Here is a 21,785-nt window from a genome sequence, read left to right on the forward strand (position 1 = left end):
GTACTTCCCTTCAACCAAGCGCCCATTGCACCAGCCAGTCGTGCACCCGCGCGGCCAGGTCCAGGCTGTTGCGATCCATCATCAGCATGTGCGAATTGCCGGCGATGCCCAGATCAGGCAAGGACAGCACGGCGACGCAGGGGTAGCGCTGCGCGAATTCGCGCACGCGCTCCCGCATGCGCGGCCAGCGGGGGTCGGTGTCCATGTTGTCGCCCATCACGATCAGCGTCGGGGTGCGGTAGTCGGCATCCGGCGCCAAGAGGGGGATGCTGGCGGGCTCCAGCGCCACGACGGCGCGTACGCGGTCGGGCCGGGTCTGCGCCGCGCGGATGCCGAAGACGCCCGCCTGGGAATGGCAAACGACGATCATCGGCCCCACCCGATCCAGCAGCGCCAGGTAGCCCTGCAGGATCGCCGCGTCGGTGTGGACCCAGCGCGGCACCATCTGGGCGGCCAGGCGGTCGAATGCGGCCACCGGGAATTGCGTGTTCGGATAGGCGCTGTCGGGTCCGGGGCGCGTGCCGGGCTGGCCAATGCGGAACCGGGTGTAGCAGTCTTCGCGCGTTTGCACGATGGGCGCTGCGGGCCAGATCTCGGGCACCAGCGCGTAGCCCGCGCGGCCGCGTTCCACCGCGTCGCACAGGTAGGCGTCCCAGCCTCGCCGCAGAAAGGCGTTCAGCCAACCTTCGCGGCCGTCCGGGGTGGTTTCCCAGGCGGCGCCCGTCATGCCGCCTCCGTGCCAGAACGCCAGCGGCGGACGGCCGCTGGCGGGTTCCGACAGGAAATACTGCGCATACATCTGTTCGACGCGATACGTGCCGTTCGGGTCCAGCGACACGGGCTGGCCGCCTTCGGCCATGACGACCTGGCGGGGTGGCAGGCCCGACAGCCTCACGTCGTGGCCGCCGACGTGGAAAGACCCCATGTCGCGCAGGCGGATCGGGGCGGGTGCGGGGCCGCCCGAGGCCGTGGGTTCAGCCGCCGCCATCACTCGGCCTTGATATGGTTCGCCTGGATCACGGCCTTCCAGCGCGCGGTTTCGGCGGCCACGAATTCGCCCAGCGCCGAGCGCGGGCCGGGGGCCGTCTCTACGCCCAGCTCGTGCATCTTGGCGGCGACGTCGGGCGCGGCCAGCGCATCGGTGAACGCGTCATGCAGCGCGGCCAGCGTGGCGTCCGGCGTGCCGGCTGGCGCCATCACGCCGAACCAGGGCGTGATCAGGAAATCGGGCACGCCGCTTTCCGCAAAGGTCGGCACGTCCGGGATGGCGGGCGCGCGCTGGCGGCTGGCCACGGCCAGTGCGCGCAGCTTGCCCGCGCGGATGTTGGCCAGCGACGCCGGCAGATTGTCGAAATACATATCGACCTGCCCGCCCAGCAGGTCGGCCGCCACTTGGCCCGCGCCCTTGTAGGGGATGTGCGCCAGGTCGATGCCGGCGCGTTGCTTGAGCAGTTCTGTGGCCAGATGGGCCGACCCGCCTACGCCGGATGAGGCCGAATTCAGCTTGCCGGGATTGGCACGGGCGTAGGCCAGCAGTTCGGGCAGCGTCTTGGCCGGCACCTTGGGGTTGACGACCAGCACGCTGGGCACGGTGCCGACCATCGCGACGGGCGCGAAGTCCTTGACGATGTCGTAGGGGGCGGGTTGATAGAGCGACGGCGCGACGGTACACCCGAACGCGCACATCAGCAGTGTGTAGCCGTCGGGGGCGGCACGCGCCACGGCCTGCGCGCCGATGTTGCCGCCCGCGCCCGCGCGGTTTTCCACGATCAGGGGCTGGCCCAGGCGCCGGGCCAGGTTGTCGCTCAGGATGCGCGCCAGGATGTCGGGCGTGCCGCCGGCGGGGAAGGGCACCACCAGCGTGATCGGGCGGGTCGGGAAGTCCGCGGCGGCGGCCGGTTGGACGGCGCCCAGCGCCAGCATGGCGCCGGTCAGGGCGGAACCCGCGGCCAGCAGCCAGCGGCGGGGGGCGGCCGCGCGCCAGGGCGCGGCGATCAGGCGTAAGGGGCCCATTGCGGAAGTCTCCAGGTGTCGGGTGTGAAACGCCCGATCTGCCGGCGACTGTATCCAAGCCGCGCCGCGCTGCCCAATGCCGGGCGCGCAAGCTGGCTATACCAAAATTGGCATAGGTCTTTTCATTCATGTTCTTGACGCATAGCATGAGGGGATGAGCGATACCCAACCCTTGCCGTATTTGCGCCGGCTGGACATGAACCTGCTGCTGACCTTCGACGTGCTGATGCGCACGCGCAGCGCCACGGCCAGTTCCACCGTGCTGCACAAGACGCAACCCGCCATCAGCCGCGACCTGGCGCGGTTGCGCCGCCGCTTGGAAGACCCGCTGCTGGTGGTGGTGAAAGGGCGCTTCATCCCGACCGAGCGCGCGCTGGAACTGCATGCGGCGGTGCACGACGCGCTGGCGCAGATCGAATCCGCGTTGCGCCCGCCCGAAGCCTTCGACCCTGCGCGCGCCAGCGGCGTGGTCAACATCGGCACCGGCGCGCACAGCGAAATCCTGTTGGCCGCACCGTTGCTGGACAGGCTGCATCGCCTGGCGCCCGGCATCACGCTGCGCTTCCAGTCCGTGCATGGGGATTTTGTGCCGGACGATCTGGACGCCGAACGGCTGGACATCGCCATCGGCCTGTTCGGCAAGGTGCCGGCGCGCTTTCACCGCGACACGCTGCTGCGCGACCGGCGGGTCTGCGTCGTGTCCGCGCGGCACCCGTGGGCTGACCGCAAGGCGTTGACGCTGGCCGACTTGTCCGCCATCAAATGGTTCGCCTTCGCGCAGATGTACGGCCGGGAAACGAACTTCGACCGCGCGTTGAAGCCGGATGCGGCGCGCCTGGACTTCTCGGCCTATCTGTCGGGGTTCGGCATCGCGCCGTATGTGTTGCTGGAAACGGATTACGCCACCACCATGCCCGCCAGCGTGGCGCAGGCGCACAGCCGGCACTTTCCGCTGGCGATGCTGGAACTGCCTGCCCGCCTGCGCAAGATCGAGTTCGTGATGGTGTGGGCGCGCCGTCAGCACACGTCGCCCCAGCAGGCGTGGCTGCGCGACCAAATCCGGGAAGTGCTGCGGGAGCGCGTGGGCGCTCCCGCAGCGCAACGGCCTTAGGAGCCGACCTTCTTGCCCGTCGCCACGTCGATCACCGAACCGTCTTCCAGGCTGACGCGGTAGATCTCGCGCACGACGTTGCCGGCAAAGCCGATTTCGACGATGGAAACGTCCTTGAACGTGGTGTTGATGCCGTCGGGCAGCACGGCGTTGAACTTGTCGGACTCTTGCTTCATGGCGTCCTGCAGACGGGTGTCGTAGATCGCCATGCTGTAGACCAGCGTGGTGTGCGGATTGTGGGCGCGCACCTCTTTGCCGTCCTGCATGATGTTGACGCCGCTGACGCCCATCGTCTTGACCAGATTCTTGCCCGCATCGCCCATCTTGGCATAGACCGGGCCCGTCACGCGCGGCAGGGGGCCGTCACGCAAGGGGGCCAGCGCGGCGGTCGCCACGGTGTTGTAGCGCATCATGTCTTCAAAGCCCTGGCCGCTTTTGACGACGGCCAGGTCCAGCCACCACGGATGGCCGGCGCCCTTGGCGGCTTCCGTCGGGTAGAAGGTCTTCAGCGTGACCTGCAGGGGCGCGGGCGGCTTGGGCAGCGTGCGCAGCATGCGGGCGGGCGTCTCGGGATCGGCGCTGTGGATGTGGACCACGGTGACGTGCGGCATGTTGGGCGTTTCGGCCTCGGTCTTCAGGCCCAGCGCCAGCAAGTCTTGCTTGAGCGTGCCGGTGATCTTGGCGTCCAGGATGGCGTTGACGTCCTGCGGCAAGCGGTACACCACGCCGTAGGTGGCCTTGTGGGCGCGAAACTCCGGTTTATCCAGGGCGCTGTTGTCGATGGGGGCGGCGGCCTGGGCGGCGAACGAGGTGGCGAACAGGCCGAGGGCGGCCAGGTGGAATGCACGTTTGATCATGGGGAATCCCTTGTCGTTGTTGACGTGACCCGCGAGAGTCACCCGCAGTGTGGCCACTGTGGATGTACGGGGTATTGCACCAGTCGAAAGAATCCCGATACCAGTCACCGCTTGGCCGATAGGTGGCGGTGGCGGCCGGTATCCGCCTGGACGCGGCGCCTAGGCCATGAAGACGATGGCCACGATGGCGATGCCCAACACCAGGTTCACGCCCACCCAACGGCGGATGCCCGCCATGGCCTGGCCGCCTTTCGGCCAATCGGACGCCGCGACGGCGGTGGCCAGGCGCTTGTAGAGCGCAAAGCGGATATGGCCGAAGATGGCCATCATCACGATTCCGCCCGCCGCCATCAATGTCCAGCCCAGCGGCATGAAGAAGGCGCCGCCCGTGCGCACGGCCTGGCTGGCCTCCTGGCCGATCATCGACATGCCCGTTAGCAGGATCAGCACGATCGCCACCAGCACGGCATTCAGGAACGGGCCCAGCACTGACGCCATCAGCTTCAGCCGCACCGGCGGTTCCAACTGCGCGGCCGCCGGCCGCAGGAAACAGTGCGCGAACAGCATGCCGCCGACCCATAGGATCACGGCGATCACATGGATGAACTTCACGACGCTATAGAACATGGGGGCCGCCTGCAAGGGAAGGGCCGCGGAATGCGGCCCGGTCTGTCCCCATCATATCGCCGCCACATAATCTTCTGCGGACTTGACCGGAATCATGGTTTTGCATTTAGAATGAGACTGATTTCTATTTGTATGTAGCGTTCTGGGAGCCTGTCGTGCCGAACCCTGTACTCGCGTCAGGCGATGCCGTTCAACTTTTGTACCGTACGCATCACGGATGGCTGCAGGGCTGGCTGCGCGCGAAACTGGGCAATACCTTCGATGCGGCCGATCTGGCCCAGGACACGTTCGTGCGGGTGCTGCGCCACCGCCACGAGTTGGACGCGCTGCGCGAACCGCGCGCCTACCTGACCACGATCGCCAAGCGCCTGCTGTTGAACCACCACCGGCGCCGCTCGGTGGAAGATGCCTATCTGGAAGCGCTGGCGCTGATGCCGGAAGCGGTTGCGCCGTCGGCGGAGCAACGCCTCATCATCCTGGAAACGCTGCAGGAAATCGACGAAATGCTGTCCGGCTTGTCCGTGTCCGCGCGCCAGGCGTTCCTGATGGCGCAGCTGGAAGGGCTGAGCCATGGCGAAATCGCCAAGCGGCTGAATGTGTCGCTGCGGACCGTACATCGCTACATCACCCGCGGGTTCGAGCAATGCATCATGGCGGTGGCGTGAGCGCGCCCGCTGGCGAGCTGCCCGCCGTCGAGCGCAATGTGGCGCGCGAGGCCGCGCGTTGGCTGCTGCGGCTGAGTTCGGGCCGCGCGACCGATGCGGATGTGCATGCCTGCGACCAATGGCGTGCCAGCAAGGCGGAACATGAAACCGCCTGGCAGCGCGCGCAACGCGTGAACCAGCGCTTCGGCCTGATCCCGGCGGCGCTTGGCATGGCAACCCTGAACCGGCCGCAATTGCGGCAGCGGCGCGCCGCCTTGAAAGCGCTGGTGGCGCTGGTGGTGGCCGGCCCCGTCGGCTGGGCCGCTTGGCGCGCCGATCCCCTGGACTGGACGGCGGACTATCGCAGCGGGCCGGGCCAGCGGCGCGATATCACGCTGGCCGACGGCTCGATGTTGCATATGAACACCGCCAGCGCGGTGGACGTGGCGTTCGACGCCGCGATGCGCCTTGTGCGCCTGCGATCGGGCGAGATCGCCGTGCATGCGGTGGCGGATGCTTCGTCCCGGCCGCGGCCGTTCGTGGTCCGCACGAGCCTGGGCGATATCGAGGCGATGCCGTCGCGTTTCTGCGTGCGCCAGGACGGCGGGCAATGCCAGGTCAGCGTGCAGGAGGGGCAGGTCCGCGTCAGCAGCGGCGCGCATCCCGGCCGCATGCTCAGCCTCATGGCGGGCGAGCAAGGCAGCCTGACGGCGGACGGCGTGTCCGCGCCGTCCGTCGCCGATCCGCATGCCAGCGACTGGACGCGCGGCGTGCTGTACGCCAACCAATTGCGGCTGGACGTCTTCGCCGCCGAGTTGGGGCGATACCGCCCGGGCGTCCTGCGCTGCGACCCGGCCATCGCGCATCTGCGCATATCCGGCGCCTTCCAGTTGAACGATACCGATGCGGTGCTGGCGGCGTTGCCGGCGACGCTGCCGGTGCGGGTCCGCTACCGCACGGCGTACTGGGTGACGATCGGTCCGCGGGACGGGGCGGCGTGATGTTCCGTTGTTACAAAATACCGGTGCCCAAGCTGTCCGATTCGAGATTCACGCGGGTCATGGTCTGTATAGGCAAACGAATGCCGATACCCGTTGGATCGAAAGGACGACCATGGCTTATCTCCCCGCCGGCCGCGCAAGCGGCTTCCGAAACGCTCCGGACGTACAGGTCCGGTTGAATCGCCTGACTTGCGCCGTGCATGCCGCGTTGGCGTTCGCCACCGTTGCCGGCGCCATGTTGCCGATGGCCGCCGCGCAGGCGCAGGCCACGGCGCAAGCCTCGGAGCAGACCGCCGCGCGCAGCTATCGCATCCCGGCGGGCGCCTTGGCCGAGGCGCTGCCGCGTTTTGCCGACAGCGCGGGCGTGACCGTGCTGTTCGACGCGGCGCTGGTGGGGCAGCGCCACACCGGCGGGCTGGACGGCGCGTATTCCGTGAGGGGAGGCTTCGCGCGACTGCTGGCCGGTAGCGGCCTGGCCGTGCAGGAGCGCAGCGCCGGAGTGTTTGTGTTGCTGGCCGCGCCGCAACCAGGCGTGACGCTGCTGACCCCCGTCCAAGTCGAGGGCGAGGGCGCCATCGTGACGCCCTCGTGGGAAACCAGCACCGACCGCAAGCAAATGGACGATCTTCAGATCAAGAATTGGAGCGACCTGGGCAAGCGGGCCGAAGCGGGAGTGAACTTCAACCGGACGACCAACAGCATCAACATCCGCGGCCTGGACCAGGACCGGGTGCTGACGCGCGTGGACGGCATCCGCCTGCCGTGGCTGGACGACGGCGCGCGCGGCGTGAAGGGTGGGCTGGAAGCCGTGGACTTCAACAGCCTGTCGCGGCTGGACATCGTGCGCGGCGCGGATGCGACCGGCGGCGGTTCCGGCGCCCTGTCCGCCACCGCCGACCTGTACACCCTGGAACCGTCCGACCTGCTGGCGGGCGGCAAGGCGTTCGGCGCGCTGGCCAAGACGGACTACGATTCCGCTGACGCCAGCTGGGGCGCCAACGCCGCGCTGGCGGGCCAGATCCACAGCAACACGTTCTGGCTGGTGCAAGCGGGCGTGCGCAACGGCCACGATGTCGACAACCGCGGCGACGTCGGCGGCTACGGAGCCAAGCGCAGCCAGCCCAGCCCGGAAGACTATGACCAGCGAAGCTTCTTGATGAAGCTGCAGCAGCGCGTCGAGGGCGGGCACCGGTTCGGTCTGACGGGCGAGTATTTCAAGCGTCGCGCCGACATCGACAATATGTACGAGCAGGGGGCGGGCACCAGCTACTTGTATGGCGAAAACAGCACGAAAAAGGAAACCGAGCGCGAGCGCGTGTCCTTCGACTATTCGTACAAGGCGCCAGGCGAAGGTAGCCTGATCGACACCGCCACCGCCGTCGTCTATTGGCAGCGCATGCGGCTGGACAATTCCCTGGACGGCGTGCGCGGCGTGGACTCCCGCGCGGCCATCATCCCCGGCGATCCGTTCCGCTACGGCTTCCCCAGCGGCCCCTACGGCCGCAGCAACTCCATCCAGCAGACGCTGTTCGGCGTGAACGGCGAACTGACCAAGCGGCTGGGTGGCGCCTCGATGTCGCAGCTGTGGACGGTGGGCGGCGAGTGGTACGGCAACAAGACCGAACAGAACTCCAGCGGGTACGACAATTGCCCCGTGCTGCGCCCGGGCACGCCCGCGCTCTTCGGCCCGCGTTCGTGCGACATGCTGCACACCAACCAGGCCGACGTGCCGCAATCCAAGGGCAACCAGTGGGCCTTGTGGGTACAGGATGAATTCAGCTTCGGCGACGGCCGCTACACGGTGATGCCGGCCCTGCGCTACGACCACTACGAGCAAAAGCCGCAGTCCACCGCCAGCTACGAAAGCAATCCCAACGCTGGCGCCTTGCCGCCATCCAACAGCGGCAGCCGCTTCTCGCCGAAGCTGCTGGGCACGTGGAAGGCGGCGGAGCAGCTAAGCCTTTATGCCCAGTACGCCTATGGTTTCAAGGCGCCCAGCGCCAGTCAGCTCTACACCAACTATGGCGGTCCGGGAACCTATCTGCGCGTGGGCAATCCCTATCTGAAGCCTGAAACCAGCAAGGGTTGGGAATTGGGCGCCAAGATGGGCACCGACGATCTGGGCGGTGCGGTATCGTTGTTTGATAATCGTTATCAGAACTTCATCGATTCGAATCAGCCGATAGACGAGAATTCGCCGCAGTGGCAACCGGGTTGGGCGGGGCAGTACCCGCTTGGCATCACCGGCAATGTGAACCGCGCCAAGGTCCGCATCTACGGCGCCGAAGCCAGCGCGCACTGGAAGTTCGCGCCGGGTTGGCGCACCTGGGGCTCGGTGGCGTGGACGGTGGGCAAGGACGAGGGCACGGGGCAGTACCTGAATTCGGTGGCGCCGCTAAAGGCCATCCTGGGCGTGGGCTACGGCCGTGACGTGTGGGGCGTGGATGCCTTGCTGACCACCGCGCTCAAGCGCGACAAGGTCGAGTATCCCGACAGCACGCCGACGGCGGCGAACGCCGACTTCCAGGCCCCCGGCTACGGCGTGGTGGACTTGATGGGTTATTGGCGTCCCGCTGCGGTGAAGGGACTACAGGTGCAGGCTGGCGTGTTCAACCTGTTCGACAAGAAATACTGGGAGGCCATCAACGTGCCGACCGCGGGTGCCCAGGCGCTGCCGCGCACGGTGGACTGGTACACGGAACCGGGCCGCAGCGTGCGCGTGTCGCTGACCTACCAGTATTGATTTCGCGCCGCCGCTGCCCGCAGGGGGGCGGCGGCGGTTTTTCAAGAATGCTTTGATCCGGCCGGAGGGCCCATGATGACGAATCAAGATTTCAACTCCCGCGCAGAAGCGCTGCGCACCCGCAACGACGAATTGGCGGCCTCGCAACCCGGGCTGCGCGCTCGCAACCTGGCCCAGGCGCTGGGCGTGTCCGAAGCGGAATGGGTCGCTGCCGGGTGTGGCGGCGTGAAGGCGACGGCGTTGCACGGCGCGCCGCAAGCCATCTTCCGCGAGCTGGGCACGCTGGGCGAAGTGATGGCGCTGACGCGCAACGACTGGTGCGTGCACGAACGTCACGGCGAATACCTGGACATCCAGGCCGACGGTCCCGTGGGCCTGGTGTTGGGGCCGGACATCGACCTGCGCGTGTTCTTCACGGCGTGGAAGTCCGCCTGGGCGGTCGAGCAGGACGGTCGCCACAGCCTGCAGTTCTTCGACAGCGCCGGCGTGGCCGTGCACAAGGTCTACCGCACCGATGCCACGGACGCCGCGGCCTACGACGCGCTTGTCGCCAAGTTCGCGGGCGAACCGCAATGGCCGGAAACCACCGCCTACGCGCCCGCCGCCGACGCCGAAGCAGTTGACGACGCGGCGGGCTGGCGCGAGGCCTGGCTGGGCATGAAAGACACGCATGAATTCTTCCCGCTGCTTCGCAAGTTCAAAGTGTCACGCCTGGCGGCGCTGGCCGCAGCGGGTGAGGACCTGGCGCAGCCCGTGCCGGCGGAATCCGTCGAACGCATGCTGCAATCGGCGGCCGAGTCGGGCCTGTCGATCATGTGCTTCGTGGGTAACCGCGGCATGATCCAGATCCATAGCGGCCCCGTGCAGCAACTGCGCCGCACCGGCCCCTGGTACAACGTGCTGGACCCGAAATTCAACCTGCACCTGGACACGACCGCCATCGCATCGGCCTGGGTGGTGAACAAGCCCACGTCCGACGGCTGGGTGACGTCGCTGGAGGTGTACGCGGCCAACGGCGACCTGATCGTTCAGTTCTTCGGCGAACGCAAACCGGGCAAGCCGGAACTGACCGGCTGGCGCGAATTGATGATCAGCTTGTGCGGCGCGCCCTTGGCCGCCTGAGGATCCCTTGATGAAAAAATGGCTGGCAATTGCGTTGGGCTGGGTCGTGGCGGCAGGGGTTCAGGCCGCCGAACCCAGCCGGGTGGTGACGCTGGGAGGCAGCGTGACGGAAATCGTCTATGGCCTGGGGCAGGGCGACCGGTTGGTGGGCGATGACCTGTCCAGCCTGTACCCAGCGGCCGCCACCCAGCTGCCGCGCGTGGGCTACTACCGCGCCGTGCCGGTGGAGGGCGTGCTGTCGCTCAAGCCTGACCTGGTGCTGGCCTCGGAGCAGGCCGGGCCGCCGGACGCGCTCAAACGCCTGCAGGGCGTGGGTGTGCGGGTGGTGACCGTGTCGGATGCGCCCTCGGTGGATTCGCTGAAGGCGCGTATCCGCAGCGTGGCCGACGCGCTGGGCGTGGCGCCGGCCGGTGAACGCATGGTGGACGAGGTCACGCGGGAACTGGCCCGCGCTGAAGCCTTGCCCGCCACGAAGGCTCGCGCGCTGCTGCTCATCAACCGGACCGGGTCGCCGCAAGGCGCGGGCCGCGACACCGCCGCCAACGAAGTCATGCACCTGGCGGGGCTGGTCAACGTGTTGCACGACCAGCAAGGCTACAAGCCCTTGTCGGCCGAAGCCGTCGGCGCGCTGGCGCCGGACCTGATCGTGGTGACGCAAGCATCACTGGATGCGGGCGGCGGCATGGAAGCCTTTCTGCGCTTGCCCGGCATTGCTTCCACGCAAGCGGCGGCCAAGCGGCGGGTGGTCGTGATGGACGATCTGTTGATCCTGGGCATGGGGCCGCGCCTGCCGCTGGCGCTGACCGAACTGAAAAAGGGGGTCGCGGATGTCATGGCGCGTTAGCGCGCCATTGGCATTGGGCCTTCTGGCCGCGGCCTTGGTGCTGGCGGCGCTGGCCGCCACCGCCAATGGTGCGGTGGCGATCCCGCTGGGCGAACTGCCTTCCCTGCTATGGGGGGCGGCTACACCGGAAAACGCGCTGTGGCGCAATGTGCTGATCGACATACGCCTGCCGCGCGTGCTGTTCGCGATGGTGACCGGCGCCGGCCTGGCGATATCGGGCGCGGCCATGCAGGCGCTGTTCCGCAATCCGCTGGCCGAGCCCGGCCTGATCGGCATTTCTGCAGGCGGGGCGCTGGGGGCGGTGGCCGCCATCGTGCTGTTTTCGGGCGGGTTCTGGGTCACGGCGCCGATGGCGTTCGTGGGCAGCCTGCTGGCCACGCTGTGCGCCTACGCGGTGGGCCGGCGGGTGCCGGGCGTGGCGGGCCTGCTCTTGGCCGGCGTGGCGATCACCGCCATGGCGTTCAGCCTGATCGGCGTGCTGACCTTCATCGCCACCGATGCCCAATTGCGCGACCTGACTTTCTGGAACATGGGCAGCCTGGGCGGCGTCAGCTGGAAGCTGCTGGCATTCCTGGGCCCCTGGGTCCTGCTCGTCAGCGCCTGGCTGGTCAGCCAGTGGCGCGTCATGAACGCCTTGTTGCTGGGCGAACGCGAGGCCCAGCACCTGGGCTATGCGCTCAAACGCGTGCGCGCCAAGCTGGTGCTGGCCAGCGCGCTGATCGTCGGCCCGCTGGTCGCCGCCACCGGCACCATCGTTTTCGTCGGGCTGGTGGTGCCGCACCTGGTGCGCATGACGCTCGGCGCCAACCACCGCTGGCTGCTGCCGGCCACCGTCATCGCCGGCGCGTTGGCGTTGGTGTTGGCGGACTGGGCGGCCCGCACGGTGGTCGTACCGGCGGAATTGCCGATCGGCCTGGTGACGGGTCTGGTGGGCGGGCCGTTCTTCCTGTGGCTGCTGGCGCGCGGAAGGAGGATCGGATGACGCTTGCCGCGCAGAATTTGACGCTGTCCCGCAGGGGCGCGCGCATCCTGACCGACGTATCGCTGGACGTCCAACCGGGTGAAGTCGTCGGCCTGCTGGGTGCCAACGGCGCGGGCAAGTCGACCTTGCTGGGCGCATTGGCGTCCGAGCTGACGCCCGATTCCGGGCAGGCGCGCCTGGACGACACTGCGCTTGCCGCCTTGGCGCACGGGGTGCAAGCGCGTCGCCGCGCCGTGCTGCCGCAAAAGCCCGGATTGACCTTCGATCTGGACGTGCGCGAAGTGGTCGCCATGGGCGCTTACCCGTTTCCCGAACTGCAGCCCGGTCAGGTGGACGAACTGGTGACACAGGCGCTGGCCCTGGCCGACGTGGCGCATCTGGACGGGCGCCGCTATCCCGAGCTGTCCGGCGGCGAACAGCAGCGCGTGCAGTTCGCGCGGGTGCTGGTGCAATGCCATGCGGCGCGAGCGCCTGGCGAAGCGCGCTATCTGCTGCTGGACGAGCCCACGGCCAGCCTGGACCCCAAGCATCAGGGCGACCTGCTGCGCCGTGCCTGGGAACTGGCGCACGCCGGCAATACGGGCGTACTGGTGATCCTGCACGACATGAACCTGGCCGCACGCTGGTGCGACCGCCTGCTGCTGCTCAGCGGTGGACGCGGCATCGCGGTGGGCACGCCGGCCCAGGTGCTGACGCCCGCTAACCTGTATCTGGCCTACGGCATCGACGCCCAGGTGATTGCGCACCCGCTGCAGTCCGGCCGGCTGCTGGTGCTGACGGCCTGAGAAGGGCACGGGCCGCGCGGGGTCGGTAAAATAGGCGATACGCATGTATTCGCCTATTTCACCCATTACTCAACAGGACCCGTGTCATGCCTACTTTTGACGTCGTCTCCGAAGTCGACAAACACGAACTCACCAACGCCATCGACCAGGCAAACCGCGAACTCTCCACCCGTTTCGACTTCAAGGGCACGGACGCCAAGTTCGAACTGGAAGGCTTCGTCGTGACCCAGGTCGCTTCCAGCGCGTTCCAGCTCAAGCAGATGCTCGACATCCTGCGCGGCCGCTTGTCGGCCCGCGGCATCGACGTGCGTTGCCTGGATGTGGCCGACCCCTTGGAAAACCTGGGCGGCGCGCGCCAGAAGGTCACCATCAAGCAGGGCATCGAGCAGCCGGTGGCCAAGAAGCTGATCGCCGCCATCAAGAACGCCAAGCTCAAGGTGGAATCCCAGATCAACGGCGACAAGCTGCGCATCACCGGCAAAAAGCGCGATGACCTCCAAACCGCCATTGCGCTGCTGAAGAAGACCGACGTCGACCTGCCTCTGCAGTTCGAGAACTTCCGCGATTGATGCCGCCGGCTCATGGGTCATTCCACGGAGCTGCAACTTGTCGTTGAACTCGCGCGCGCCGGCGGCATGTCGGCTGCCGCGCGGGAATTGGATGTCACGCCGGCCGCCGTCAGCAAGCGGCTGGCACAAATCGAAGCGCGGCTGGGCGTGCGCCTGTTCAACCGCAGCACGCGGCGCCTGAGCCTCACCGCCGAAGGCGAGGTCTACCTGGAAAGCGCCCGCCGCATCCTGGGCGAAATCGAAGACCTGGACGAGCTGATCGCCAGCCGCCAGGCCAGCCCGCGCGGCTTGTTGAAGGTCAACGCGCCGCTGGGCTTCGGCCGCAGCTACATCGCGCCTGCCATCGCGGAATTCGCCGCGAAATATCCCGAGGTATCGCTGCAACTGCAGCTGACCGACAGCCCCGCCGATTTCGTGCAGGACGCGTTCGATGTCGCCGTGCGCTTCGGCGACCTGCCCGACACCCGCCTGATCGCCCGCAAGATCGCGCCCAACCGGCGGCTGGTCTGTGCGTCTGCCGCCTACTTGAAGACGCACGGCGTGCCGGCCACGCCGCATGACCTGACGCGGCACCAGTGCATCGTGCTGCGGCAGAACGAGGCTACCTACGGTTTATGGCGTTTCACCAAAGGCCGGCGCAGCGAAACCGTGAAGGTGCGCGGCAATCTCAGCAGCAACGACGGCGAGGTGACGCTGACCTGGGGCCTGGCGGGCCTGGGCATCCTGCAACGCGCGGAATGGGACCTGGCCCGCTACCTGCGCAGCGGCCGGCTGGTGCGCGTGCTGGAAGACTATGCCTTGCCGCAAGCGGACATCTACGCGGTGTTTCCGGAACGCCATCACCTGTCGGCCAAGGTCCGCGTGTTCGTGGATTTCCTGGTGGCCTATTTCCAGAAGGGATCGGACAGTACCTGGTGACGCGCCAAGGCCAATCGGCGATGTTGAGGGAACGCGACGGGCTGGAGTAAATTCCGTCTCTCAATCTTCCCCTGCCGGGAGCGTTGCATGACGACACGACAACGGCATCGAGGCCGCCTGATCGACCATATCGGGCTGGTCGTTCGGGACCTGGCCGCCAGCAAGGCTTTCTACGCGGCCATCTTCGACGTCTTGAAGATCCCCATGGGCGGCGCCGACGACCGCAACTTCTGGGCCGACGAGCTTTTCGTGTCGACCGCCGATAGCGACGAAGTGCAAGGCCCGTTGACCGGCCGGCATCATCTGGCGTTCCAGGCGCAAGACCGCGCGATGGTGGACGCCTTTTATCAGGCCGCGTTGGCGCAGGGGGGCTGGGACAATGGCCCGCCGGGCGAGCGCGCCTACCATCGCGGCTACTACGCCGCGTTCGTCCTGGATCCGGACGGCAACAACATCGAAGCCGTCTTCCATGGCGAGTCGGTCCGCAGCGCGCCGTCGATCAGGATCGCGTATTGATCATGGAAAGCATCCAGGGCGCGGCATTCAGGATGGCGTTCGACAAGGGCGGGTCGCACTTTCGCGACGTGCACGTGCACGATTGCACCTTCGACAATTGCGGGCTGTCGATGGTGAGAACGCCTGCGCGGATGTCGCGTGTGCAGGGGGTGCGGATATCCCAATGCCGCGCGGTGAATTCAGAGATCAAGCCTTGCATCTTCGAGGACGTGGTGGTGGAAGACCTTTCCACCAATCCTATTCTGCTGGTCTGGGCCTCTTTCTTTCGCCGGGTGCGGCTCGTCGGGAAGATCGGCAAGCTCAATCTCAACTTGGCGCCGACTGCGTTTTGCACGGATGCGCGCCTCCTCGAGCAGTTCGAGTCGGCGCGGGCGGCGTTCTACGCCGAAACCGATTGGGCATTGGATATCAGCGAGGCCAAGCTGTTGGGCTTGCGGTGCGAAGGCGTGCCGTTGCATCTGATCAAGCGCGATCCGCAGACGCAGGTCATCCTGGACAAGCAGGGCCGCTATGGCGGCTACCAGGCGCTGGGCGCGGGCTTTGCCCAGGCCTTCCCTGTGGCCGGTAGCGTGCTTCGAGGCTTCGACGAGTCAAGCGACCAGACGCTGCTGCTGACCGCGTCGCTGGCGGCCCCCAAAGCGCGGCGCGACGCGGAAAAGGGCGCCATCGCCGAGCTTCGGGCGTTGGGTTTCCTGGAAGACTGAAACCTTTGAAGCGTTACCCCGCTGCGGCCGCCGTCAGATGCTCGTACAGGATCAGCGAGCCGATGCCGATCAGTGCGATGCCGCCCAGCACTTCGGCCCGCTTGCCCGCCACGCTGCCCAGCACGCGGCCCAGCATCACGCCGATCGTCACCATCAGGGTGGTGGCCAGGCCGATCGCGATGGCGGCCACTACGATGTTCACGTCAACGAATGCCAAGCCGACGCCCACGGCCATCGCGTCGATGCTGGTGGCGAATCCGGTCGCGGCCAGCAGCCAGAAGGAATGGCGGACGACCGGCGCGGCGTCTTCGTCCTCTTCCTTGAAGGCGTTGCGGATCATCAGCACCCCGAGAATACAGAGCATCGAGAACGCGATCCAATGGTCCCAATCGGCCACCCATTTCGCCGCGACAGAACCGAGCCCCCAGCCGATCACAGGCGTGATCCCTTCGATGACGCCGAAGATGATGCCGGTGCGTAGCGCTTCCGGCAGGCGGGGCTTGTGCAGGGCGGCGCCTTTGCTGATGGCGGCCGCGAACGCGTCCGTCGACATGGCGAACGCGAGGACGATGATGGAGAGGGCATTCATGACGTAAGGGGTCCAGCTGGGCGAGAACGGCACAGACCCTCCACACCGCCCAGCGTCGTGTGAAAAGTCCGTGGTCTCGCCAAGCGCAAATGCCGCTTACGCCATGGCCGGTCAGGGCCAAGAATGTTGACGTAAGCCCTTTCAGACCGCGCTGAAAGGAGGCTACTCCCCAAAGAGAAGACGAAGTCTAGCAGAGCTGCCTGAAGGAGGTGTGACAGTGCCCAGGGTCTGTGCGGATTCCCTTCTCCGCATGCGCTGATATCATGGCCTGGCGTCGCGGCCATGCTCGGCGAATCCAAGGGGAGGCAAGTATGTTCGAGAAACTGCTGTCACTGGCGTTGGGGTTGGCCTTGCTGGGCGGAGCGGGGGCGGCGTGGGCTGCCGACAAGGTCGTCTACCACGTCAACGATTCGGCCTCGCAGGCGTTGTCGGCGCTGCGCAACATGCGCAACCAGCTGGATACCGCGCCCGAAACGTCCATCAAGCTGGTGGCGCATGCGGACGGCGTCGACTTCCTGATGACGGACTATAAAGACGCCGCGCAGGTCGGACCGCTGATCTCTGCGCTGGCCGCGCGTGGCGTGGTCTTTGAAGTCTGCGAGATCACGCTGAAAAACCGCAATCTGCCCAAGGACGCGTTCGTGATGGAAGCGGACTTCACGCCCTCCGGCGTGGTCCGCATTACCCGTCTACAGCACGAAGGCTACGCCTACATCAAGCCCTGATTCCCGGCTACGCCCTTGACCACGGGCTGGTTGGGGCGCACCTGCGCGATGGTCTTTCGGTCGCGCAGGTAGGTCGCCACCACGTCCCATACCGGTTCGCCCTGGGCGCCTTCGGCCACGGGCGCCCAGCCCGCTACCTTGTACTGCTTGTCGGCCTGGATCGGCGTGTCGCCCAGGCGCATGTCGCTGATCCGTGCGCCGGCGGCGCCGGCAGGATCGATCGCATACTGCAGTCCGCCCACGCGCACCATGTCGCCGCCTTGCTGGTAGTACGGGTCGGGGTTGAACAGGTTGTCCGCCACATCTTCCAGGATGGTCTTCAGCGTGGCGCCGCTCATTTGCGTGACGGTGGTGTGCGGATACGTGATGGCGGTCTGGTCCAGCACATGTTCCATCGTGATGGTTTGCCCCGGCAGCAGGCTGGTGCCCCAGCGGAAACCGGGCGAGAAAGCGATCTCGGCGTCCTTGACCTGCATCAGCGCATCCAGGATCACCTGATCGAAGGTGCCGTTGAAATTGCCGCGCCGATACAGTGTGTCGCTGGTAGTGGCCAGTGGCTGGGCCAACTTGTCGGCGTAGGGCGCACGGATGCGTTCCACCAGCGCCTGCATGGCGGGATCGGCGGGCAGGTAGCGCGCGAACACGGGCATCAGCGTGTAGCGGAAGTCGGCGACACGGCCATCCTTCACGGCAAAGTCCAGCACCCCCAGGAACTTGCCGTTGCTGCCGGCATTGGTGACCAGCGTCTTGCCGCCCGCGTTCGCCACCGCGACGGGCGCGGGCACGCCGTCGTGCGTATGCCCGCCCAGGATCGCGTCCAGTCCCCGCACGCGCGACGCCAGTTTCAGATCGACGTCCATGCCGTTGTGCGACAGCAGCACCACTACGCTGGCGCCTTTGCCGCGCACCTCGTCGATGGTCTCCTGCAGCCGTTGCTCCTGGATGCCGAAGGTCCAGTCAGGCACCATGTAGCGCGGATTGGCGATGGGCGTATAGGGAAAGGCCTGGCCGATCACGGCGACCGATACGCCGTTCATGTCGCGCAGGGAGTAGGGCGCGAATACCGGGTCGCCGAAGTCGCTGGTTTCGACGTTTTGCGCCAGGAAATCGACCTTGCCCTTCAGGTCTCTCTCCAGCACCTCCTGCACGCGCTCGGCGCCGAGCGTGAACTCCCAATGCGCCGTCATCATGTCCACCCCCAGCAGCAGGCAGGCGTCCACCATATCCTGCCCGCGGGTCCAGAGGGCGGTGCCGGAACCCTGCCAGGTGTCGCCGCCGTCCAGCAGCAAGGCGCCCGGCCGCGAGGCCTTCAGCTGCTTGACCAGCGTGGCCAGATGGGCGAATCCACCGACCTTGCCGTACTGCTCGGCAGCCTGCGCGAAGTCCAGGCAGGTGAAGGCGTAGGCCTGGGCCGAGCCGGGGGCGATGCCGTAGGCGTTCAGCAGATGTTCGCCCACCAGGTGCGGCGCGCGGCCCGAGGCCTGGCCGAGCCCCAGGTTGACGCTGGGCTCGCGGAAATACATCGGCATAAGCTGCGCGTGGCAATCGGTGAAGTGCAGGAAATGCACATTACCGAAGGCGGGTGCGTCATAGAAGGCCTGCGCGGCCTGGGCGGCGGCGCGCGGGCTGTGCGACAGGCCCATGCCGCCAGCGGAAGCCGCCGCCAGCATCTGAAGGAACTCGCGTCGATTGATCATCGGTCCGACCGTAAAAGGGGAGGGGAAGCGCTCAGGAGCGCGGCGGGGCGTGGCGCAGCAGTTCAAGCACGTCTTCCTCGAACATCTCGCCGGGGATGTCCTCGACCAGCTTGCCGCTGGCGTCCAGCACGAATATTTCGGGGATGACGCGGCGCTTGCCAAACACGGCGCGCAGGGCCTCGTTGTCCATGGCCACGCCGAAGGTGTAGCCGTGCTTGGCGATGTAGTCGCGCGCGGCTTGCTCGTCGCGGTCGATGCTGACCGTGAGGATGCGCAGGCCCTTGTCCCGTGCCGCCTCGGTAAGCTTTTGCAGGTGTGGGTTCTGCCGTGCGCAATACGGGCACCAGGAAGCCCAGTACTCGATCACCAAGGGCTTGCCGGCGAAGTCGGCGGCCGACAGCCGGGTGCCGTCCAGCAACTGCACGTCCGGCATGACCAGCTTGTCGCCCACCTTGGGCGGGGCCGAAGCGGGGGCCTGGGCCTGGGCCGCCGCGGCCGCCAGCACGCCTGCGGCCAGCAGCGCCCGGCCTGCTATGGAAACTGCATTCATGCGTCCTCCATACTTGGTCGGTTCAGGGCTTGGCCTGGTCGTCGTTGACGGCGGATTGCGGATCCAGCAGCAACGCCATCACGTCCTTGAGCTGCTGTTCCGTCAGGATGCCGGCTGCGCCAAAGCGCGGCATGTTGGAGCACGGCATGGTGGCGTGGGAGTCATAGATCTTGGCCCAGGTATAGGAGACCATATCTTGGCCGTTGCCGCGCAGCTTGCCGTACTGGTAGAGCGAGGGCCCGATGTTGCCGTACGAGATCTCGGACTTGGTCATCTGGTGGCAGGCGTAGCAGTTGCCGCCGTTGATGGTCTTGGCTGTGTCCGAGAACTGCAGCCCCCGGCCGTTCTGCGCGACTTTTTCCCCTTGCCGCCAGTCCCCGATGTAGTTGCCGTCGGCGGGCGGTTTGACGTTCGCCGCGGCGTCTTGCGTGATCTTCATGGCGGTCTCGGCAGGCATCTCGCCGCCCGCCTCGGCGATGGAACAGGCGCGCTGCATCGGCGACTGGTCGATCCGGTCCAGCTTGGCCAGGCCGCGCTCGACGAAAGATCCCTTCAGTTCGGCCACCAGGGCTTCGTGGTCGACGGCCGCCTTCGCCGGTTGAATGGGCGGTGCCGGTTGCTGCGCGGTGGCGTTGGCCGCCACAAGCAGGCCCAAGGCCGCCAGGCCCGGCCAGGTCGTGCGTATCTTGCGCATGATTCCCCCTTTACCGCTTGATGGCCGGGGCCATCATCTGGCCGCCGTTGGCGTTGACACCCAGGAACACCGTCAGGTCGACCGATGCGTCCGAACCGTACTTCAGCAGCGGCATGCGCTGTTGGCGGAAGCAATCCTGCAAGCGCCACTGCATCGACCGCAACGCGCCTTGCGACACGCGATAGGCCGGCCAGCTGGCGAAGGCCGCGCGCGCCGGTTCCTGCTTGGTCAGATTCGGCAGGTCTTGCAGCCGGATCCGCTTGTTGTCGCCGGTATGGCAGGACGCACAGGAAAAGTCGTAGGGGCCGCCCCGGTAGTAGAAGATGTCGCGGCCGCGTGCGTACGCCGCCTTTTCCTTGGGATGCGCCTGCGGCACCGAAATCGGCATGCCGCGCGACAGGCCCGCGACATAGGCCACCAGCGCCTCGATGTCGGTGGAATACTGGCCGTCGCCCGAGAAGGGCTTTTTCGTGACCTCGGCGGCATCCATGCCTTGCAGCTGCACCATGCAATACACGAGGCGGCTTTCCAGGTCCATGACGCGTCCGGCGTCATCGAAGTAGCGCGGCAACTGGGCATAGGCCCCTTTGACCACGCCCGAGCCCAGCCCCAGGTCGCACTTTTCCAGCGACGCCTGCTTGGGGCCACGGCTTTCCTTCCACAGGTCTTCGCCGGTCATCTCGATGAGTTCGGCGGGATTCCCGTCGGCCAGCATCTCGCGGTATTGGGCGATGCCCTGCGCGGTGTCCTGCTCGGTCGCGGCGCCTGCCGGTTGCGCGCCGGCCAGCGCGAAGCCGGCCATCGCGCATGCGGCAACCATGCGTTTCCTATCCATGTATGTCTCCTCACGCGGTTGCCCTGCCGGCCATCGCGGCCGGCGGGCGTTTATTGTTCGTCCGCCTTCACCCACACATCGGGAACGCTAGGTCACCGTGGTGACATCCGTCCGGGTCGCGCCCTCGCTGTCCGTCCACGTGACGCTGACCTTGTCCCCCTTGGCGCCGCCCTTGAACTTGAAGGACAGGAACGGGTCGCGCGAGACTGCCGGCCCCCATTGCGCTTGAAGCACCACCTTGTCGCCGTTCTTCACCGTGACGTCCTGGATGAAATGCGCCGGCACGACCTTGCCTTCGGCGTCCTTGCGCTGCCCGGTTTCCATGATGTGGCTCATCAGGACCTTCACCTCGATCGCGCCATCCTTCTCAGCGGCGCGGATCCGCATTGGCCTTGCTTCCATGTGCTGTCTCCTTGAGGGTTCGTCGCCCGCGCGCGGTTCAGCCGCCGCAGCCGCCCAGGGTCACTTTGATTTCCTTATGCGCCGTGTAGTACTTGCCGTCGGCCTTGACCAGCGCATAAACGTCCGAGGTCTGGCCCATCTTCACGCGCGTCGCCACTTCGGGTTCGGTGCCGGCGGGCAGCGTGAAACTGGCGGCCAGGGCGTTTGGGTTCTTGGTGACCAGGATCGAAATCTGCTCGGTGTTGGGCAGCTTGCTGACCGCGCCCACCGGCACGACCGCGCCGTTCTCGGCGATGTCGGGGGCCAGCAGCGTGATCTGGTCGCTGGGCACCGCCTCGCCGCCGCCCATCGCCTTGATCACGTCCTGCATGCTCTTGGCGTCGAAGGCCTGCTTGTTCCAGTCCGCCTGCACGGCCCAGGCCTGGCTGGGCCGCAGCAGGCCCGCCGCGACGGCCAGGCTGAGCACGGTGCCCAGGCCGACCACGCGCCGCCGCTGCCGATCGATGTGTTGTGTCATAACGGTCTCCTCTCTCTCCCTAGGGTTTCAACCCGGCGCGGGCGCGCCGGCAAGAATCCAGTCCACGATGTGCTTCAGGTCGTTGTCGCTGACGCCGGGGTTCGGGGGCATCGGCATGGCGCCCCAGGTCCCGCCGCCGCCCTTGCGGATCTTCTGGGCCAGCAACGCATGGGCATCGGCGTTGCCGCGGTACTTGGCCGCCACGTCCTGGTAGCTCGGCCCGATCATCTTGCGATCGGCCGCGTGGCAGGCGACGCAGGTGCCGGACGACGCCAGGCGCGCGCCGGCCAGGTCCACGCCGGCCGCAGGCTGGGCGGGAGCCGGCGCAGCGGCCGCATAG

25 protein-coding genes and 1 riboswitch are annotated in these 21,785 nt (G+C 67.0%); of the genes, 13 read left to right on the top strand and 12 right to left on the bottom strand.

What is annotated here, in order from left to right; translation table 11 throughout:
• Positions 1-10 precede the first annotated feature (10 nt).
• Together HG262_RS16490 and HG262_RS16495 are read right to left on the bottom strand one after the other, a co-directional pair.
• Positions 11-988, bottom strand: coding sequence for a hypothetical protein (locus HG262_RS16490; protein WP_169272021.1), 978 nt, complete (start codon positions 986-988; stop codon positions 11-13).
• Positions 988-2,013 carry a tripartite tricarboxylate transporter substrate binding protein gene (locus HG262_RS16495; RefSeq protein WP_169272022.1) on the bottom strand — a complete coding sequence of 342 codons (1,026 nt, stop codon included), beginning with the start codon at positions 2,011-2,013 and terminating at the stop codon, positions 988-990. The genes HG262_RS16490 and HG262_RS16495 overlap by 1 nt, the downstream gene beginning before the upstream one ends.
• Before the next feature lie 154 nt (positions 2,014-2,167).
• Here HG262_RS16495 and HG262_RS16500 point away from each other — a divergent pair, with 154 nt between their 5' ends.
• Positions 2,168-3,124, top strand: a complete 957-nt coding sequence (locus HG262_RS16500) for a LysR substrate-binding domain-containing protein (RefSeq protein ID WP_169272023.1) — start codon at positions 2,168-2,170, stop codon at positions 3,122-3,124.
• Here HG262_RS16500 and HG262_RS16505 read toward each other — a convergent pair.
• On the bottom strand, positions 3,121-3,981 hold the full coding sequence (locus tag HG262_RS16505; protein WP_169272024.1) for a hypothetical protein: 861 nt from the start codon (positions 3,979-3,981) through the stop codon (positions 3,121-3,123). The genes HG262_RS16500 and HG262_RS16505 overlap by 4 nt on opposite strands.
• A gap of 159 nt (positions 3,982-4,140) precedes the next feature.
• The gene (locus HG262_RS16510; protein ID WP_169272025.1) at positions 4,141-4,608 is read right to left on the bottom strand and encodes a CopD family protein; all 468 of its coding nucleotides are present in this window, start codon (positions 4,606-4,608) and stop codon (positions 4,141-4,143) included.
• 155 nt (positions 4,609-4,763) lie between these two features.
• On the opposite strand from HG262_RS16510, the gene HG262_RS16515 reads away from it, so the two are divergent.
• The 11 genes from HG262_RS16515 to HG262_RS16565 all read left to right on the top strand — a co-directional run bounded on the left by HG262_RS16515 (position 4,764) and on the right by HG262_RS16565 (position 15,436).
• Complete coding sequence (locus HG262_RS16515) at positions 4,764-5,273, top strand: sigma-70 family RNA polymerase sigma factor (protein WP_169272026.1); 510 nt, start codon at positions 4,764-4,766, stop codon at positions 5,271-5,273.
• On the top strand, positions 5,252-6,253 hold the full coding sequence (locus tag HG262_RS16520; protein ID WP_169272027.1) for a FecR domain-containing protein: 1,002 nt from the start codon (positions 5,252-5,254) through the stop codon (positions 6,251-6,253). The genes HG262_RS16515 and HG262_RS16520 overlap by 22 nt, the downstream gene beginning before the upstream one ends.
• Before the next feature lie 112 nt (positions 6,254-6,365).
• On the top strand, positions 6,366-8,996 hold the full coding sequence (locus tag HG262_RS16525) for a TonB-dependent receptor (RefSeq protein WP_211187414.1): 2,631 nt from the start codon (positions 6,366-6,368) through the stop codon (positions 8,994-8,996).
• A gap of 75 nt (positions 8,997-9,071) precedes the next feature.
• Positions 9,072-10,118: a ChuX/HutX family heme-like substrate-binding protein gene (locus tag HG262_RS16530; RefSeq protein WP_169272052.1), complete on the top strand. Its 1,047-nt coding sequence runs from the start codon at positions 9,072-9,074 to the stop codon at positions 10,116-10,118.
• Between the two features lie 10 nt (positions 10,119-10,128).
• On the top strand, positions 10,129-10,962 hold the full coding sequence (locus tag HG262_RS16535) for a hemin ABC transporter substrate-binding protein (RefSeq protein ID WP_169272028.1): 834 nt from the start codon (positions 10,129-10,131) through the stop codon (positions 10,960-10,962).
• Positions 10,946-11,944, top strand: a complete 999-nt coding sequence (locus HG262_RS16540; protein WP_169272029.1) for an iron ABC transporter permease — start codon at positions 10,946-10,948, stop codon at positions 11,942-11,944. Before HG262_RS16535 ends, HG262_RS16540 begins: the two co-directional genes overlap by 17 nt.
• Complete coding sequence (locus HG262_RS16545; protein WP_169272030.1) at positions 11,941-12,729, top strand: heme ABC transporter ATP-binding protein; 789 nt, start codon at positions 11,941-11,943, stop codon at positions 12,727-12,729. Before HG262_RS16540 ends, HG262_RS16545 begins: the two co-directional genes overlap by 4 nt.
• Positions 12,730-12,815: 86 nt before the next feature.
• A complete protein-coding gene (locus HG262_RS16550; protein ID WP_006222631.1) occupies positions 12,816-13,298 on the top strand; it encodes a YajQ family cyclic di-GMP-binding protein in 483 nt (160 codons plus the stop codon).
• 12 nt (positions 13,299-13,310) lie between these two features.
• Positions 13,311-14,216, top strand: a complete 906-nt coding sequence (locus HG262_RS16555) for a LysR family transcriptional regulator (RefSeq protein ID WP_169272031.1) — start codon at positions 13,311-13,313, stop codon at positions 14,214-14,216.
• Positions 14,217-14,303: 87 nt separating this feature from the next.
• Positions 14,304-14,732, top strand: a complete 429-nt coding sequence (locus tag HG262_RS16560; protein ID WP_169272032.1) for a VOC family protein — start codon at positions 14,304-14,306, stop codon at positions 14,730-14,732.
• Between the two features lie 2 nt (positions 14,733-14,734).
• Positions 14,735-15,436, top strand: coding sequence for a hypothetical protein (locus HG262_RS16565; protein WP_169272033.1), 702 nt, complete (start codon positions 14,735-14,737; stop codon positions 15,434-15,436).
• A 13-nt stretch (positions 15,437-15,449) separates the two neighbouring features.
• On the opposite strand, the gene mntP is transcribed toward HG262_RS16565, so the two are convergent.
• The gene (gene mntP / locus HG262_RS16570; protein WP_169272034.1) at positions 15,450-16,025 is read right to left on the bottom strand and encodes a manganese efflux pump MntP; all 576 of its coding nucleotides are present in this window, start codon (positions 16,023-16,025) and stop codon (positions 15,450-15,452) included.
• Positions 16,026-16,032: 7 nt separating this feature from the next.
• Positions 16,033-16,208: riboswitch (yybP-ykoY riboswitch) on the bottom strand.
• A gap of 128 nt (positions 16,209-16,336) precedes the next feature.
• Here mntP and HG262_RS16575 point away from each other — a divergent pair.
• Positions 16,337-16,750 carry a DsrE family protein gene (locus HG262_RS16575; protein WP_169272035.1) on the top strand — a complete coding sequence of 138 codons (414 nt, stop codon included), beginning with the start codon at positions 16,337-16,339 and terminating at the stop codon, positions 16,748-16,750.
• Here the strand turns inward: HG262_RS16575 and soxB are convergent.
• The 7 genes from soxB to HG262_RS16610 all read right to left on the bottom strand — a co-directional run bounded on the left by soxB (position 16,735) and on the right by HG262_RS16610 (position 21,742).
• On the bottom strand, positions 16,735-18,444 hold the full coding sequence (gene soxB, locus HG262_RS16580) for a thiosulfohydrolase SoxB (protein WP_169272053.1): 1,710 nt from the start codon (positions 18,442-18,444) through the stop codon (positions 16,735-16,737). The genes HG262_RS16575 and soxB overlap by 16 nt on opposite strands.
• A gap of 34 nt (positions 18,445-18,478) precedes the next feature.
• A complete protein-coding gene (locus HG262_RS16585; RefSeq protein WP_169272036.1) occupies positions 18,479-18,997 on the bottom strand; it encodes a TlpA disulfide reductase family protein in 519 nt (172 codons plus the stop codon).
• A 22-nt stretch (positions 18,998-19,019) separates the two neighbouring features.
• Complete coding sequence (gene soxX / locus HG262_RS16590) at positions 19,020-19,691, bottom strand: sulfur oxidation c-type cytochrome SoxX (protein WP_169272037.1); 672 nt, start codon at positions 19,689-19,691, stop codon at positions 19,020-19,022.
• Positions 19,692-19,701: 10 nt separating this feature from the next.
• Positions 19,702-20,493, bottom strand: a complete 792-nt coding sequence (gene soxA / locus HG262_RS16595) for a sulfur oxidation c-type cytochrome SoxA (RefSeq protein WP_169272054.1) — start codon at positions 20,491-20,493, stop codon at positions 19,702-19,704.
• Between the two features lie 120 nt (positions 20,494-20,613).
• Entirely contained in the window at positions 20,614-20,928 is a 315-nt protein-coding gene (gene soxZ / locus HG262_RS16600) for a thiosulfate oxidation carrier complex protein SoxZ (RefSeq protein ID WP_169272038.1), read from the bottom strand.
• A gap of 37 nt (positions 20,929-20,965) precedes the next feature.
• On the bottom strand, positions 20,966-21,433 hold the full coding sequence (soxY, locus tag HG262_RS16605) for a thiosulfate oxidation carrier protein SoxY (protein WP_169272055.1): 468 nt from the start codon (positions 21,431-21,433) through the stop codon (positions 20,966-20,968).
• A gap of 39 nt (positions 21,434-21,472) precedes the next feature.
• Positions 21,473-21,742, bottom strand: coding sequence for a c-type cytochrome (locus tag HG262_RS16610; RefSeq protein ID WP_348984398.1), 270 nt, complete (start codon positions 21,740-21,742; stop codon positions 21,473-21,475).
• Positions 21,743-21,785: the final 43 nt, after the last annotated feature.

The organism is Achromobacter sp. Bel (genome assembly GCF_012928505.1).
Classification (GTDB): Bacteria; Pseudomonadota; Gammaproteobacteria; order Burkholderiales; family Burkholderiaceae_B; genus Achromobacter.